Raw genomic sequence first — 15497 nt, forward strand, 5'->3', positions numbered from 1 at the left:
TAACGATAATAATGATAGAGAATACAAAAGGGCTATGTTAAAAAGAGTGGGGTTTTGGTGTGCACTGGTTTCAAAGGGTCAATAACAATCAGAGCTGAACCCAGCACACTTCCCGTTACTCTTACATCTTAACAAGGCTAATTTACTATAAAGCGGGGGAATAAAGATGGACAAAACATCTTTTATCGGAATTATTATAGCAATAGCAGCTATTGGAGTAGGGATGGTAATGAAAGGAGTAAGCGCGGCAGCCTTATTTAACCCGGCCGCGTTATTAATCATCTTTGCCGGGACTGCGGCAGCTGTCATTATCGCTTTTCCTATGTCAACTATCAAAAACGTTCCTACACTTTTTAAAATTATCTTTACACAAAAGAAGGGGCCTGACCTGAAGTCCCTCATCAACACCTTTACTGAAATGTCTTCCTTTGTCAGAAGAGAAGGTCTTTTATCATTAGAGCAGGAAATCGAGAAAACAGAGGATCCTTTTTTAAAGTCCGGCCTTAGGCTTGCCGTAGATGGACAGTCTCCAGATTTTATTAGAGACGTATTAACAGAGAAGGTTTATGCCATGGAGGAAAGGCACAAGGAAGGAGCTTCTGTTTTCACACAGGCCGGTACTTACGCACCGACCTTGGGTGTTCTTGGAGCTGTTATTGGGTTAATTGCAGCTTTAGGATATATGGAAGATACGGAAGCATTAGGACATGCCATCGCAGCAGCATTTATGGCAACTTTGTTTGGTATTTTTTCAGGGTACATGCTGTGGCATCCTTTTGCTAACAAACTAAAAGAGAAATCTAAGAAGGAAGTGCAGGAAAAGCACCTCATTATTGAAGGGATTGTGTCTATTACCCATGGTGAATCTCCGATGGTCGTTAGAGATAAGCTGGGATCCTTTTTATCTCATTCCGAGTTAAAGAAATTAATTGAGAGTGAAGGAGAAAAGGAGGAAAACAGTGCGGAAACAGAAACAGCATAGTGACGAGCACGTTGATGAATCATGGTTAATTCCTTACGCTGATATGCTTACTCTCCTTCTTGCCTTATTTATTGTTCTTTTTGCAGCAAGTGAAATTGAGAGTGAGAAATTTCAGGAAATAGCCCAGGTCTTTCAATCTGAATTTACAGGTGGAGAGGGGATATTAGATAACGGACCAACTCCTCAAGAACTGCCAGTATCCTCATCAGACACTCAAGACAAAGAAAGTGATGGTCTGCCTGAACTTCGAGAGTTGGAATCATTAGAACAAGAAATTAACCAGTATATAGTTAATAGAAATCTTGAAAATATGCTGGAAACTAATCTTACAGAAGAAGGTCTTCTCCTTACTCTGCTTGATAATGTATTCTTTGATACGGGGAGTGCCAATGTCAAATTGGAAGGAGCAGAGGTAGCGAGAGAAATTTCAGAACTTCTATATACAGAGCCGACTCATGAAGTTGTGGTCAGCGGCCATACTGATGACCGGCCTATTTCCACCAGCGAATTTCAATCAAACTGGGAATTAAGTGTGATAAGAGCAGTGAATTTTATGAGCCTTCTTTTGGAAAATGATAAATTTGATCCCCTTCAATTCAGTGCCAAAGGTTTTGGAGAGCATCGCCCGATCGCAGAGAATGATAGTCCTGAAAACAAGGCGAAAAACAGAAGAGTAGAAGTATTAATTTTGCCTAACCAAGCAATAGATACTAATAGTGAGTACTAAGAAGACGTTTCTGAATTGAAACGTTTTTTTATTTTTCCTTTCCGCTCGCGGGTAACCTGTTATAATGTTAACGAACGATCGTTAACCGGGAGATGATAAGTGTGAGTGCCCAAAAAATAAAAGAAGCTGCCTTACGGTCTTTTGCCCAATACGGGTTTGAGGGAGCATCTTTAGCTGTCATTGCAGATGAGACAGGTTTAAAGAAACAATCAATATATGCCCATTTTGAAGGGAAGGACGATTTATTTCTGCAAACCTTGAAAAGTGCAGCAGAAAAAGAACTTCATAAGCTTGAGGTTTTTTTGCAATCCCATTTTGAAGAGCCTCTTCATGATTTCTTATACAAAGTGTTATTAAATTACATTGATAGATACCGCAATGATTGTAATATGAAGTTTTGGCTGCGTGTGTCCTTTTTTCCGCCTTCTCATTTACATCATACGGTTATTGACTATGTCAACAAACACATTGCTAAAGTAGATTTACTATTCTTTGATCGTTTTTTGAAAGCCGTAGAGACAAATGAAGTAAGGTACCAGGACATTGAGTCAATGACCATGGCTTTTTCTTCATTAATCGATTCTATATGTGTAGAGCTTGTCTACGGAAGCAAAGAGAGGACAGAAAAAAAACTGGAGGCCTCGTGGAGAATATATTGGAATGGAATTGCGGATAACTTTTCATAAGGAAGTACTCACGCTGGGAAGAAACTTTTGCAAATAGTATAGATAAGGCCGGGGACCCGGCCGTTGGTAATGGAGGACGCAGGTATGTATCACGCCAAGTCTAGGAAAGACAAAATGGTATTATTTTTCACGATTTTCTGGCCGATTATGGTGACACAAGTAAGTTTTTTTGCGATGAATTTAGTTGATACGATGATGTCCGGTCGCGTTGGGACGGAGACTTGGCTGGAGTCGCAATGGGATCCAGTTTGTGGATGCCTATTTTTACTGGAATAAATGGGGTGCTGCTGGCTGTTACTCCTATAGTGGCCCAGCTCATAGGAAAAGGAGACAAGAAAAGCATAACAAACTCAGTGAATCAAGGTCTCTATCTATCCCTTGCGTTAGCTATTCTTGTTATTCTCTGTGGAGTTATGTTTCTTCATCCCATCATCACATTGATGAACCTGGCCCCAGCAGTTGAACATATTACTTTTCATTATTTAGTCGGCTTGTCATTAGGTATTATTCCCTTATTTGCAGCGAATGTTTTACGTTATTTTTTTGACGCTCAAGGTTATACACGCATCACAATGATAATTACTGTCCTGGCCGTACCGTTTAATGTTCTTCTTAACTATGGATTTATCTTCGGTGGATTTGGTCTTCCTATGCTTGGTGGTATTGGTGCAGGCTATGCCACTGCTTTAACCTATTGGATCATTTTTATATTGAGCATATGGATGACGTTTCGAATGGAGGTCATCCATCAGTATAAGCTGTTTGTAAAATGGGCGGTGCCTCCTGGAAAGAGCAGCTGGCCATTGGCATTCCGATAGGTCTGTCTATCTTTTTTGAAGCCAGCATTTTTTCTGTTGTCACCTTGTTAATTGGAACCATGTTTAGCACCGTAACTATTGCAGCACATCAAATAGCCTTTAGCTTCACATCACTTATTTTTATGATCCCGTTAAGCATTTCAATGGCCTTAACAATCGTTGTGGGCTTCTCCGTTGGAGGAGAAAGGTGGAGTGCAGCCAGGGAATACGGACGTTTAGGAGTGATTGGGGCAATAGGAATCCTTGCCATTGGTTCAGTTTTCCTTTTCTTTTTACGTGAGCCAATTGCTTATCTTTATACTGATGATCGGCCTGTTGTCACCCTTGCAGCCCAGTTTTTTATCTTCGCGATTTTTTATCAGATTTCTGATGCTGCCCAATCAGCTCTTCAAGGAGTGTTAAGAGGGTATAAAGATGTAAAAGTTCCTTTTATTACAGCTTTTGTTTCATACTGGATCATAGGGATTCCTTCCGGCTATCTCCTCGCTTCCTACACACCTTGGGGCCTTTTGGTTTCTGGATTGGCATCACAATAGGTCTTACTTGTGCAGCAGCAGGATTTTTCATACGTTTAAGAGTTATACAAGCAAGGGCTGAACATCTGCCTGATGGTGAGCAAGCATTACCCTAGTGATGAACAGGATGTGAAGTCACTCCTTTTTCTAAAGAAGATTACATTTTTATGAATTTGAGAAGGCCTTTACCCAGCTCAACACAACCCTATGGTACAATTAAAAAAATTGATTCTTGGAAACTTTGAAATATATTGAGATTTTCAAAGAGATTTGGCACGAGGGGGAATGAAATTTGAAGCTTTGGTTTAAGAAGATATCAGTTATCCTTATAACCTTTATGACTCTTGGTGTGTACATTCCTCCTACATACTTGGATTCCAGCTCATCTGCTTCAGCTAAAGAAGAGAAATCAGGCAGTGATGAGCAGCATTATTCTGTCGCTGAAATAGAAGAGCATTCGGAAATCATTGCTCAGGACTATGAAGAAAACATTGAAGTGTTGGATGACGAGCATTTTATAGACATTATTGTTGAACAAGCGAAAGAACAGTCTGTAAAAAAGCTCGGTCCTAAAATTTTAAAGCAAGTTGAAGCTGACTTTATGACTGACATTCTCCCTAGTATTGAGAATGTTCTTAAAGACCTGGTAGAAGAAGCAGGGATGGAAGAAAGCAAATCCTATGTCATTACAGAAGAGCCTTCTCAAGGAAGCGGAGAAAAGATATTTAATGTGTATGATGATAAGAATAAAAAAGACATTGCCAAATTTCATGTGAGACGGGATCTTCGTCCTAAAGAAGGATATTGGTTTAATTTTCACTATCACTTACATGAAGATAACTTTGAAGAACACCATCAGATTGGAGACGTATACTGGGATAAAAACACTCCTCCAAAGTGGATGTCTTAATTGAAAGGACAAGCTGGCACATATAGCAGCTTGCCCTTTTTTTGTTTGATTACGGGTGAATTTATTTATTGCATTAATTGCTGGCAAAGCTGTTGAATTTGCTGAAGCTTTTGAGCTGCTGTTAATTCTCTCTGGGCAAAGCCCTGAAGCTGGTTTGGCATTTGCGTATCCTGTGAAAATGACTGCTGAAACTGACGTGCGTTTTGTCTTTCTGTTTGCTGCAGCTGCTGTGCCAAATGTTGGATTTGTTGAAGAGCTTGCTGAGACTGTCCGTTTTGAAACCCTTGTTGATTCTCATTGTGATTCATATGCTGAGAAGAACCAGAAGAAAAACTTTGCTGCTGCGGTGAGAATGTCTGATAATTGGAACCTTGTGCAGCCTGAGCGTTTTGCTGTCTTACTTCCTCCACATTTGTACCTGAAAAACCAGGCTGCATGGCTGATTGGGGATTGTGTTGAGTAAAGCTTTGGAATTGTGGAGCTTGCTGTCTTGAAAAGCCTTGCTGCATGCTTTGGGAATTTCCTTGCTGGTTAAATGGATGATTCATATATGAAGACCTCCTAGAATAAGATTCGTTTTATTTTAGGACATAATTTGTGAAATATACGACATAAAAAATGCTGCGTACTGAATAAGAAAAACACCTCCTGGACAGATACCCAGAAGGCGTATTTTTCATTTTCTCCTTTGTGTATTTAGTTAACAGGCAGACAATCCATTTGCCACCGCGGGTCCACAGTAGCTTTTGACGTTCAAACCCACTAAGAAGTTACCTTTCATGATAGTTGTTAATTTAATAAAGGATAAGAAGAACGCTCTTCTGTAAAGATTTTCTTTTCAATAAAACCTTGCAGTAATGAAACTGCTTCTTGGGAATCCCTGCCGACTGCCCTTATTGTTATCTTATCCTGAGCTTTTAAAAAAGCAGAAGTGCTTATGAGGCTTTTACAATTAATGACTGTTGTGCTCGTTTCCAATACAATGTAGCTGTCAAATTGATTCGCCGTTTGCACAAGCTGCAGGATCCTTTCATAGCAGATTTTCTCTTTCCCTTCAATGTTAAGTGATGCAGATGCTTCCATACGATCCCTTCCTTTCAAAGGTAAATGTAAAAAACCAGCGGCTTGAAAGAGACAGTGAAAAGAGTAAAAGTGTGGCTTACTCCACACGTGAACCGGGGAAGCAAATTACCTGTTAGTTTTAGCAACAAAATTAACAGGTGTAAGTAATTATAAGCATAAAAAGATCAAAAGAGGGTTATTTCGTAAGGAAATATTCCAATGTTTTGGAATTTGGCTGGACTCATATTGACCAGGCATTGCCATGAGATCGCCAAAGGACATAAAGATTCTTCTTACATTTCATACAGTTCTTACCTGCCAAATATGATTTTACTGATGTATTCACTTTATTTAACAGGATAATGGAATCGTGCAGAGAACCTATGTAGAAGATGCCAGATAAAAAGGAGTGGGCTTTTATATGGAGGATACAAGTTTTGCAATACATCCGGGGCTAAAAAGAAAATAGCAGGAACAGCTTTAGGGATATAGGCAATCTTATTTCTTATTCCCTCAGCGAAAATAAAAGCTTCATAGGGAAATGTGAGGCAGGATGATCCAAATTCTTTTTTACAGGGACGATATTGTCAGAATTATGATGGATCCCAAAAAAGAACCATCTTTATCTTCCAGTCATGCTGTCGTTGCGGAACCAGAAAAAGTTGACCTAAGAGTACACGATGAAGACTCGTATATCACAATTCAGTCACCTTTATTAACACTTTTTTTATATAAAAATCCATGTCGTATTAAGGCTGTGGATAAGGACGGAAGGACTTTGGTATCAGAAAAAGAAAAAAGGAATGGGCCACAGTGCAGGAGGTGAAGTGATCTGTTATAAGGAAATGGATAGAGAAGACCATTTTTATGGATTTGGTGAGAAAACCAGTTTCCTTGATAAAAGAGGAGAGAAAATGACCATGTGGAATTCAGATGTCTTTGCTCCTCACAACCCTGAGATTGATGCTTTATATGAATCCATCCCATACTTTATGACAGTAAATCAGGGAAAGGCGTATGGCAGTTTCTTTGATAACACCTATAAAACTACTTTTGACATGAAGACCTATGAGGAAACGTATTCTTTTTCGGCAGAAGGCGGGCTCATCAATTATTATTTGATGGCTGGGCCAGAGCCAAAGGACGTGATTACCCAGTACTCCTATTTAACTGGACGCATGCCCCTGCCACCCAAATGGGCGATAGGATACCATCAGTCCAGGTACAGCTATGAAACAGAAGAAGAAGTAAGGGAACTGGTTAAAAATTTTAAGGAAAAGCAAATTCCATTAGATGCGGTTTACTTAGATATTCATTATATGAATGGGTATAGAGTGTTTACCTTTGACGAAGAACGTTACCCGGATCCAGGCAAGTTAATGAATGATTTGAAAAAAGAGGGCATTCATGTTGTGCATTGTGGACCCTGGAGTCAAAACAGACCCGGAATACCCGTCCTATCTGGAAGGTGTGAAAGGAGATCATTTTTGCAAGTACGTAGATGGAAAAATGTATAACGGGGATGTTTGGCCGGGAAACAGCGCGTTCCCAGATTTCACAAATGAAAAAACTCGTAAGTGGTGGGGAGATAAGCACGATTTTTATGTGAACAAAGGAATTGAAGGTATCTGGAATGATATGAACGAACCCGCCGTTTTTAATGAAACAAAAACAATGGATACTGAGGTCATGCATGGAAACGACGGCAATCCTAAAACACACAGGGAACTTCATAATGTTTATGGACTGCTTATGGGGAAAGCGACATATGAAGGAATGAAGGCACAGTTGAAAGGGAAGAGGCCCTTTTTACTGACACGTGCAGGGTATTCAGGAGTGCAGAGGTATGCAGCAGTTTGGACGGGGGATAATCGAAGTTTTTGGGAGCACCTTCAAATGGCACTGCCCATGTGCATGAATCTAGGAGTCTCCGGAGTTCCTTTTTGCGGGCCGGATGTAGGTGGATTTGCTCATGATGCTACGGGCCAGTTATTAGCACGCTGGACACAAGTAGGAGCCTTCACTCCTTTTTTCAGAAACCACTCAGCATTAGATACCGTAAGGCAGGAACCATGGAGTTTCGGGAAAGAAATAGAAGATATCGTAAAGAAATATATAGATCTTCGGTATGTTTGGATGCCGCACCTCTACACTCTTTTTAAAGAAGCAAGTACTACCGGAATTCCGGTAATGAGACCCTTATTTTTAGAATATCCGCAAGACAAGGAAACCACCAACCTGTCAGATGAATTTATGATCGGTGACTCTGTCATCGTTGCTCCGATTCTTCAGCCTGACAAAAATCACCGAGCCGTTTACCTGCCTGAAGGAACCTGGATTGATTATTGGACAGGCGAGGAATACCGAGGATCCGATTATCATCTTGTAAAAGCACCCCTTGATAGACTTCCTATTTTCATTAAAAAGGGTGCAATCATTGCTCTTGGAGAGAAAAAAATGTCGACTGAACAGAAGGAGGAAAAAATTACTTTTCACATTTATCCTTCTTCAAATGGCGGAGAGTATTATTTTTATGAAGACGATGGAAGTACATTTAATTACAGGGAAGGAAAGATGTATGAAGGCGTTTTGAGGTATGAGGTAATTGGAAATGTTATTGATCTTACCTTTGAAACAAAAGTAAATGCTTATGAGCCTGACTTAGAAAAAGAAGTGGTAATACACAGCGAGGATGAAGAGGTAACGCTAAGGATTAATGGAGAAGAAAAAGAAAATACAGATGGGCGCTCTCGTATGATTAAAGCCAGCCTGCTGTGAAATATTTATCGGAAGGTCCCTTTTCAGGGCTTTCCGGTATTTTTTATGTATGAATAACCTTTTATGGGGCTTTACTCTTCATAGGTAATGTGAGGTTTTCATTCTGTACATAAATTGGTATAACTGGGAGGAGTCCTCACCACGTTTTGAAGCTTTTAGCGTGTCTGTTTGTGAAAATAAAATAGAATGATTTCTTTCGTACTTTTAGCTAGGAGGAATGAGAAATGACCCAAACACCCTGGTGGAAAAAAAGCGTTGTCTACCAAATTTACCCAAGAAGCTTTAATGACAGCAACGGAGACGGAATTGGAGACATTCCGGGAATGATTCAGAAGCTTGACTACATAAAGGAATTAGGAATTGATGTCATCTGGCTTTCCCCCGTATATGATTCCCCAAATGACGATAATGGTTACGATATACGAGATTACCAGGCTATCATGAATGAATTTGGAACCATGGAGGATTTTGATCTCCTCCTTCAGCAAATTCATGAACGGGGCATGAAGCTTGTAATGGACCTGGTCGTCAATCATACTTCTGATGAGCATGAATGGTTCATTGAGTCACGCTCTTCTGCAAAAAGTCCGAAACGGGACTATTACATTTGGAAAAAAGGAATAGACGGAAGAGAACCAACCAATTGGGCTTCCAATTTCGGTGGTTCTGCGTGGGAGTATGATGAAAATACAGAGGAATATTATCTTCATTTATTCAGTAAAAAACAACCGGATTTAAATTGGGAAAACCCACTTCTTCGTGAAGACATATATGAAATGATGAATGGTGGCTGGATAAAGGGGTAGACGGCTTTCGAATGGACGTCATTAACTTTATTTCAAAAGACCAGCGCTATCCCGATGGAGAGGTGAATCCTGGAAACAAGTATGCCTCCGGATCAAGCTACTTCAGAAACGGCCCAAGAATTCATGAGTTTCTTCAGGAAATGTATACGAAAGTTCTGTCCCACTATGACACCATGACGGTAGGAGAAATGCCGGGAGTTGGAGTTGAGGAAGGAAAGCTGTACACAGCCGAAGAAAGAAAAGAGCTTAATATGGTTTTTCATTTTGAGCATATGGGTCTTGGTGACGGAGAACATGGGAAATGGTCAGCCCTTTCCTGGAAGCTTACAGATTTGAAGAGAATTATGACAAAGTGGCAAAAAGGGCTGGATCAAAAAGGGTGGAACAGTCTTTACTGGAACAACCACGATCAGCCTCGGGTGGTATCAAGGTTTGGTAATGATAATGAAAAATTTCGTGAGAAGTCTGCTAAAATGCTGGCAACCTGCTGCATGGAATGAAAGGCACTCCCTATGTGTATCAAGGAGAAGAAATAGGGATGACAAATGTGGCTTTTCCGACAATTGAGGATTATGAAGACATTGAAACCTTGAATTGGTATAAGGAGCAAAAAGAAAAAGGTATCGAAGAAGCAGAAATGATGAGAGCTATTTATGCCAGGGGGCGGGATAATGCCCGTACACCTATGCAATGGAATGACAGCAAGCACGCAGGGTTTACTACTGGAGTTCCATGGCTGCAAGTTAATCCAAATTATAAGAGGATTAACGTAACGAACTCTTTAAACGACCTCATTCGGTTTTTTACTATTACAAAAAGCTAATAGAATTAAGAAAAAAGGATGAAACAATTGTTCATGGGAGCTATCATTTGCTTCTTCCTGACGATGAAGACGTGTATGCCTACACTAGAACTTACAAGGACGATATGCTTCTTATCGTTTGTAATTTCAGCTCCTCTGTTCAGACGCGTTCGTTTAGTGAGCTGGGAGAAAGGAAAGTAGATCGTATTCTTTCAAATGAAGATTCTAAACAAACGTATTCCTTAGAAAACGTGGAGCTCTCACCCTATGAGGCCTTTATTTATCGGCTGACATAACATTCGTGGAAAGACTATGGCAAGGAATGAGTGCCATAGTCTTTTTGTAAATAAAATTACCTCTGTTATTCACTTCATGATAATCTTGTTAGTATGACAGTCAGGGGAAGGAGAAAAATATATGACTAATCGTCTGGCTTATTTTGCAGTAATGCTAGGGGCAGCTTTATGGGGAAGCACTGGTTTATTTGTACAAAACTTGTATACATATGGTTTTACTCCCTGGGAAGTTGTGGCAATTCGCTTGCTTTTTTCAGCTCTGCTGATAACACTGGCCTTAGGAATATACAGACGGGATCTGCTTAGGTTTCAGTTAAAGGATATCCCGCTTTTTATTGGTACTGGCATTGTCAGCATTGCCTTCTTTAATTATTTCTTTTTTACTGTAATGGAGGCTGCGTCTGTGTCGCTGGCTGTTGTTCTTTTATACACGGGCCCGGTTTTTGTAGCAGTCATGGCTCGTTTTATTTTTAAAGAGCCTTTCACCGTGACCAAGGCCCTGGCTCTACTTGTTATGGTCCTTGGCTGTGCTTATACCGTAGGAATGCTTCCTCTGGGTTCTGAAAGCATAGGGATCATGGCCATTCTTTTTGGTATTGCTTCCGGATTTTTTTACGCCTTGTACAGTATTTTCGGGAAATTTTTAAGCGGACGATACCACTCTCTGACCATCACTGCATACTCTTTAATTTTTGGCTCTGTTTTTTTACTTTTCACAAGCCCCATTATGAGTAAAGCACACTTATTAACTGAACCAGGAGTTCTTTTAAACGGACTTGGTTTAGCTTTGTTTGCTACTGTTTGTGCTTATTTTCTTTATACAGCGGGTTTAACATATATCGAATCAAGCAGGGCTGCCATCCTTTCAATTATTGAACCGGTAGTGGCAATTGCATAGGTGTTCTTGTGTTTGGAGATATTCTTTCTGGGTGGCAAACGGTTGGTATTCTTCTGATTTTTGGAGCCATCGCCTTGACAGTGTATGGACATGTTCTCTTTAACATGGCGTTTCCACGCGAAAAAAAGACTAGAACGTTAAATGAATAAAGAGGGAACTGTTTGAGGAACAGAGAGAAAGAAGCTATTCCTGCGTTATGGTAATACCTGTATGTAGTCAGGGCATAATACTTTTAAAGGAGTATAAGGAGGTTATTACTTTGAAAGTACCGACTACCCCTTGGACTCTGCTGTCTAAGGTTTATAAAGAAGTGCTCCCCGACGTTCGTTTATGTTTAGGAAGCTGGAGGCAGCGGGCCATGGAAATCCCTAATAATCAATTACGAACCCAGGCTTTGTCCAGTTTAACGGAAAAAGCCTTTCATTGTGAAGGCGGAGCAGTTTACGGGTTATTGGCAGGTGAAGAAAGAAATAAGATTATAACATTTATTGTAGCCTATCAAACCATCAGTGATTATTTAGATAATCTCTGTGACAGAAGCACTTCATTAGATGAAAAATGACTTTAGAGCACTTCATCAGGCTATGTATCATGCGCTAAGTCCAGGAGCAGAACCTGTGAATTATTATAGGTATCGTGAAGATCAAGATGACGGTGGGTATTTACAAGCTCTTGTTACGACATGCCAGAGTGTGTTACCAGAACTCCCTGGATTTCCAAACGTACAAAAAGCGATGCACCATCTGGCGAATTATTATTGTGATTTGCAAGTGTTTAAGCATGTGGAGCCTGAGAAGAGAGTGGATCTGCTGGAGAGCTGGTTTGCCGATCATAAAGACGACTTACCTTCTATGACCTGGTACGAGTTTTCAGCATGTGCAGGTTCAACGTTAGGGATATTCTGTTTTGCAGCTTATGCTGCAAAAGATTGTTTAAGTCACGAAGAAGTATCCCAGCTGAAAGCAGGATATTTTCCGTGGGTTCAAGGTCTTCATATTCTCCTTGACTATTTTATTGACCAGGAAGAAGACAGAATGGAACAGGATTTAAACTTTGTTTCTTATTATCCAAGTGACGAAGAAATGGTTAAGAGAATGAAGCATATAAAAGAAAAGGCAGAAGAAAGTATTCGAAACCTGCCTGACTGGAAGTTTCACAAGCTCATTAATAAAGGCCTTATTGCTATTTATCTGGCCGATAAAAAAGTACAGAGGGATAAGGAGATTAAGAATAAAGCGAAACAGTTTATTCGTTTTGGAGGCCTTCCCACTCTTTTCTTTTATCTAAACAGCTGGGTATTTCGAAAAGCATAAAGAAAATGCTGTCAGGTGAATATCACTTTGACAGCATTTCTCTTTTTAAGGCTGTATAATTAACGTTTCCAGTCTCGGAGTCCCTTCAGCCAATCCCATAGCAGTCACTGAATAAGCCTGCCCTCCACTGAATTGCAAATTACGCAGAGTCATGACCGGCACCGCAGTTCCGGCAGAACGAACTTCAAGCGTGTAAGAACCGGGAGAGAGTTCAGCGTACTCCGTCACCTCACCAAAAGATACATCACTGAAAATAACTTCTCCCTCTTCATCAGTAATGTCTACAGCAGGTGCGTCTGGAGAGAGATGCCAAAACCTGACCATGGCAGCATCGGCAGGAGCTTCCTGAGCCTCTGTTACCTCATAAAAGTCCAAGTTGTCTAGCGTTCCTCCAACCGCAAAGGTGTAGTGTTCATCCTCTTCTAACGAAACAGTCCCGCTTAAAACTGGTGTTTCTGTCTGTCCTGCCTCATAAATCTCAATTTCATGCTCTCCTTCAGGGAATGTAAGATACCTGCTTAAAATTTGATAAGACACATTATCAAAAACCTGCTCTCCATTCACATATACATCAATGGCCGGGGTACCAGGAGAAGCGTGAAGGAACCTTACTAACGCTTGGTCCTGTCTTCGTTTATGGTCAAAAGAAGGACCTGGAATCCCTTGCGTTTTGGCCATTAACTGATGCATACATTGAAAGTGCAGCTTGTAGTAGTGAATATGCAACCGTGGATCTCTGTACTTATAAAAGTCTGCCATGAGGTTATAACAAAGGCACTGCTGCACAAGAGACGGGTGAAAGGGATACATAAAAACACTCCTTTGTAAAAGAATTGCCCAGAGTAGCATATGCACAAAAAGTGAGGAAGTGTTTCAAATCCCAAAAGAACTTTTTGCATGAAAAGGAAAGGAACAGGCACACTATAGGAAAAATATCCTTTACGATCCTTTTACTAAATTGAAGTTACAGAGAGGATAGAAGGTGAATACCATGAGGAATGTTTTTCTAGTATTTCTTGTGCTTTTATTATGTTCATGTAGTGGAACTGAAAAAGAAGAATATGAACCGGATATTCAAGCCAACGATACAGACCCCACTAAGAATGTTGTTATGATTATTATTGATACGATGATGGGGAGTTCCCTCGATAAAAGCATGGAAGAAGGGAATATTCCTGCTCTTGAGTTTCTGGTAAATAACGGTCAGTACTATAAGGATCTGGTAGTGCCTTTTCCCAGTATGTCAGTAACAGTGGAAAGTACTTTAGTTACCGGTGAAATGGCAGATAAACATCGAGTGCCGGGTTTATCCTGGTATGACCAGCAAAGTGACAGGGTTGTTAATTACGGGTCCACTGTTCCTTTTTGGGTAAGGAATGGTTTTTCGGAAGGGATATTTGACGTCTTCTACCGGCTGAATAACGAGCATTTAAGTAAAGATGTCAGTACAGTCTTTGAAGAATTAGAACGCCGAGGACATACTTCAGGAAGCATAAATGCATTAATATACCGGGGGAGTCACCGCCATGAACTGAACATGCCTCCATTAACGAAAGAGCTTACAGATCTTCCATCCTCCATTAACACAAGGGGACCAGACATCTTAGCCTTTGGGCAATTTGAGAAGCCAGGGATTCTAAAAAGAAAGCAGTTTAGTGATGGGGTTTTTCATCGTCTCGGCTTACATGATAAATATACTGTAGAAGTAACTCAGGAGTTAATAGAGGAAAATATCCAGCCTGATTTTATGCTTTTGTTTCTACCTGACAACGATAAAAAAATCATAAACACGGGCCTCATTACCGACGGGGCCTTGAAGCTGCGGAAGGTCATCTTCAAGACATTTTAAACAGCTATGGCAGCTGGGAGAAGGCTTTGGAAGAGAACATTTTTATCGTACTTGGTGACCATGGGGCAGATAAACTACTTCCTGAAAAGGAGGAAGTGGCCATCGATTTAGACCATTTATTGTCTTCTTTTTCTATTGCCGAACTTGGCCAGCCTGTAAGTGACGGGGACATTGCTCTTGGAGTAAATCAGAGGATGACTTATGTCTATGATGTCCATAACGAGGGAATTCTTCCTGAAGTGATAGAGACGTCGTTACAAGAAAAAGGGATCGATTTAGCCGTCTGGCAAGAGGATGGGTGGATGAAAGCTTTCAGCCTGACCACGAGGGAGAATTAAGATTTAAAAGAGGAGACGTGTGGAAGGATCGCTACAACCAAGGTTGGGAGATAGAAGGAAACGAAGAAATTCTGACGCTTGAGCTGGAAAAGGAAAAGAAACAAGTCAAGTACGTTGACTACCCCGACGTCTTGAATCAGTTGGAGTCTGCCCTTGCGAGTCATGAGACACCTAAAGTTATATTGGCGGCTAAGCCAGGACACTCTTTTCTCGCCGAAGGGATTGCTGTTCATGAGGATGGCGGAGAACATGGGGGTCTTCATAAAAATGATCTGTTAACAGCAATGGTGATTGCAGGCACAGAAAAAGAGCCGGCTTCTCTTAGAATGGTTGATCTGAAAGAATACGTTCTTGACCTCTTTGATAATGAAGAAACAAAATAAGCGGCCGGGTGAATATAGAGTCAAGAATATAGGAATCAGTGTGACCTTCCCTTAACAAATTAGAGTAAGGGGGGGTTTTTATTTACCGAAAGCCAGAGTAGAAATAAGAAAAAGCGGCGAAGGAAAGCCGCTTTTCTTATTACAATTATGTTACATTCTCTATGGGTGCCAGGCACCGAAAAACAGAATGTTATTTTCTTTTTGCTGCTTCTTTGATCATGTCTGTCGTCAGCTCGTCTTCAAAAAGATGCTCGTACTCGAACGCGAAAATTGAGTGTAGAATTTCGCTCATTAGGTCTTTTATATAAAGCAGGGCTTTAAGCAATTTGTCATT

The 15497-nt window shown here is 40.6% G+C and carries 16 protein-coding genes and 2 pseudogenes; 14 read left to right on the top strand and 4 right to left on the bottom strand.

Annotation, left to right across the window (positions count from 1 at the left end):
• The first annotated feature begins 166 nt into the window (after positions 1-166).
• The 6 genes from motA to JCM19033_RS10805 all read left to right on the top strand — a co-directional run bounded on the left by motA (position 167) and on the right by JCM19033_RS10805 (position 4638).
• On the top strand, positions 167-982 hold the full coding sequence (motA, locus tag JCM19033_RS10785; protein ID WP_054636318.1) for a flagellar motor stator protein MotA: 816 nt from the start codon (positions 167-169) through the stop codon (positions 980-982).
• Complete coding sequence (motB, locus tag JCM19033_RS10790) at positions 960-1709, top strand: flagellar motor protein MotB (protein WP_054636319.1); 750 nt, start codon at positions 960-962, stop codon at positions 1707-1709. The genes motA and motB overlap by 23 nt, the downstream gene beginning before the upstream one ends.
• A gap of 101 nt (positions 1710-1810) precedes the next feature.
• On the top strand, positions 1811-2395 hold the full coding sequence (locus JCM19033_RS10795) for a TetR/AcrR family transcriptional regulator (RefSeq protein ID WP_054636320.1): 585 nt from the start codon (positions 1811-1813) through the stop codon (positions 2393-2395).
• A 236-nt stretch (positions 2396-2631) separates the two neighbouring features.
• On the top strand, positions 2632-3213 hold the full coding sequence (locus JCM19033_RS27425; protein WP_306301316.1) for an MATE family efflux transporter: 582 nt from the start codon (positions 2632-2634) through the stop codon (positions 3211-3213).
• Complete coding sequence (locus tag JCM19033_RS27430) at positions 3165-3749, top strand: MATE family efflux transporter (RefSeq protein WP_306301317.1); 585 nt, start codon at positions 3165-3167, stop codon at positions 3747-3749. The genes JCM19033_RS27425 and JCM19033_RS27430 overlap by 49 nt, the downstream gene beginning before the upstream one ends.
• A 271-nt stretch (positions 3750-4020) precedes the next feature.
• On the top strand, positions 4021-4638 hold the full coding sequence (locus tag JCM19033_RS10805; protein ID WP_054636321.1) for a YpjP family protein: 618 nt from the start codon (positions 4021-4023) through the stop codon (positions 4636-4638).
• 65 nt (positions 4639-4703) lie between these two features.
• Here the strand turns inward: JCM19033_RS10805 and JCM19033_RS25675 are convergent, their stop codons facing one another.
• Together JCM19033_RS25675 and JCM19033_RS10815 are read right to left on the bottom strand one after the other, a co-directional pair.
• Positions 4704-5186 (bottom strand): hypothetical protein, encoded by a 483-nt coding sequence (locus JCM19033_RS25675; protein WP_269758137.1) that lies wholly within the window; start codon positions 5184-5186, stop codon positions 4704-4706.
• 241 nt (positions 5187-5427) lie between these two features.
• The gene (locus JCM19033_RS10815; protein WP_054636323.1) at positions 5428-5721 is read right to left on the bottom strand and encodes an HPr family phosphocarrier protein; all 294 of its coding nucleotides are present in this window, start codon (positions 5719-5721) and stop codon (positions 5428-5430) included.
• Positions 5722-6121: 400 nt separating this feature from the next.
• Here JCM19033_RS10815 and JCM19033_RS28150 point away from each other — a divergent pair.
• From JCM19033_RS28150 to JCM19033_RS10840, 5 genes and pseudogenes are all read left to right on the top strand, one after another.
• Positions 6122-8478 (top strand): annotated as a pseudogene (locus JCM19033_RS28150) (glycoside hydrolase family 31 protein).
• A gap of 224 nt (positions 8479-8702) precedes the next feature.
• Positions 8703-10382, top strand: a pseudogene (locus JCM19033_RS10825) (alpha-glucosidase).
• Positions 10383-10503: 121 nt separating this feature from the next.
• Positions 10504-11280 (top strand): DMT family transporter, encoded by a 777-nt coding sequence (locus JCM19033_RS10835; RefSeq protein ID WP_269758138.1) that lies wholly within the window; start codon positions 10504-10506, stop codon positions 11278-11280.
• A gap of 259 nt (positions 11281-11539) precedes the next feature.
• Entirely contained in the window at positions 11540-11842 is a 303-nt protein-coding gene (locus JCM19033_RS27450; protein WP_306301320.1) for a DUF2600 family protein, read from the top strand.
• Positions 11832-12593, top strand: a complete 762-nt coding sequence (locus JCM19033_RS10840; protein WP_306301321.1) for a tetraprenyl-beta-curcumene synthase family protein — start codon at positions 11832-11834, stop codon at positions 12591-12593. The genes JCM19033_RS27450 and JCM19033_RS10840 overlap by 11 nt, the downstream gene beginning before the upstream one ends.
• 45 nt (positions 12594-12638) lie before the next feature.
• Here the strand turns inward: JCM19033_RS10840 and JCM19033_RS10845 are convergent, their stop codons facing one another.
• On the bottom strand, positions 12639-13403 hold the full coding sequence (locus JCM19033_RS10845) for a DUF4397 domain-containing protein (RefSeq protein ID WP_054636325.1): 765 nt from the start codon (positions 13401-13403) through the stop codon (positions 12639-12641).
• A gap of 181 nt (positions 13404-13584) precedes the next feature.
• On the opposite strand from JCM19033_RS10845, the gene JCM19033_RS10850 reads away from it, so the two are divergent.
• From JCM19033_RS10850 to JCM19033_RS10860, 3 genes are read left to right on the top strand one after another with little or no spacing between them, the layout of a single operon-like run.
• Positions 13585-14442 carry an alkaline phosphatase family protein gene (locus tag JCM19033_RS10850; RefSeq protein ID WP_054636326.1) on the top strand — a complete coding sequence of 286 codons (858 nt, stop codon included), beginning with the start codon at positions 13585-13587 and terminating at the stop codon, positions 14440-14442.
• A 26-nt stretch (positions 14443-14468) separates the two neighbouring features.
• Positions 14469-14780 carry a hypothetical protein gene (locus tag JCM19033_RS10855; RefSeq protein WP_054636327.1) on the top strand — a complete coding sequence of 104 codons (312 nt, stop codon included), beginning with the start codon at positions 14469-14471 and terminating at the stop codon, positions 14778-14780.
• Positions 14741-15163 carry a hypothetical protein gene (locus JCM19033_RS10860; RefSeq protein ID WP_054636328.1) on the top strand — a complete coding sequence of 141 codons (423 nt, stop codon included), beginning with the start codon at positions 14741-14743 and terminating at the stop codon, positions 15161-15163. Before JCM19033_RS10855 ends, JCM19033_RS10860 begins: the two co-directional genes overlap by 40 nt.
• 190 nt (positions 15164-15353) lie before the next feature.
• Here JCM19033_RS10860 and JCM19033_RS25680 read toward each other — a convergent pair whose 3' ends face one another.
• Entirely contained in the window at positions 15354-15488 is a 135-nt protein-coding gene (locus tag JCM19033_RS25680; protein ID WP_269758139.1) for a hypothetical protein, read from the bottom strand.
• Positions 15489-15497: the final 9 nt, after the last annotated feature.

Source organism: Thalassobacillus sp. C254 (assembly GCF_001310615.1).

Coding starts and splice junctions, on each gene's coding strand:
- JCM19033_RS27430 (WP_306301317.1), top strand. CDS start 3,165: ATGGGCGGTGCCTCCTGGAAAGAGCAGCTGGCCATTGGCATTCCGATA.
- JCM19033_RS10845 (WP_054636325.1), bottom strand. CDS start 13,403: ATGTATCCCTTTCACCCGTCTCTTGTGCAGCAGTGCCTTTGTTATAAC.
- JCM19033_RS10835 (WP_269758138.1), top strand. CDS start 10,504: ATGACTAATCGTCTGGCTTATTTTGCAGTAATGCTAGGGGCAGCTTTA.
- JCM19033_RS25675 (WP_269758137.1), bottom strand. CDS start 5,186: ATGAATCATCCATTTAACCAGCAAGGAAATTCCCAAAGCATGCAGCAA.
- JCM19033_RS10840 (WP_306301321.1), top strand. CDS start 11,832: ATGAAAAATGACTTTAGAGCACTTCATCAGGCTATGTATCATGCGCTA.
- JCM19033_RS10850 (WP_054636326.1), top strand. CDS start 13,585: ATGAGGAATGTTTTTCTAGTATTTCTTGTGCTTTTATTATGTTCATGT.
- motA (WP_054636318.1), top strand. CDS start 167: ATGGACAAAACATCTTTTATCGGAATTATTATAGCAATAGCAGCTATT.
- JCM19033_RS27425 (WP_306301316.1), top strand. CDS start 2,632: ATGGGATCCAGTTTGTGGATGCCTATTTTTACTGGAATAAATGGGGTG.
- JCM19033_RS10815 (WP_054636323.1), bottom strand. CDS start 5,721: ATGGAAGCATCTGCATCACTTAACATTGAAGGGAAAGAGAAAATCTGC.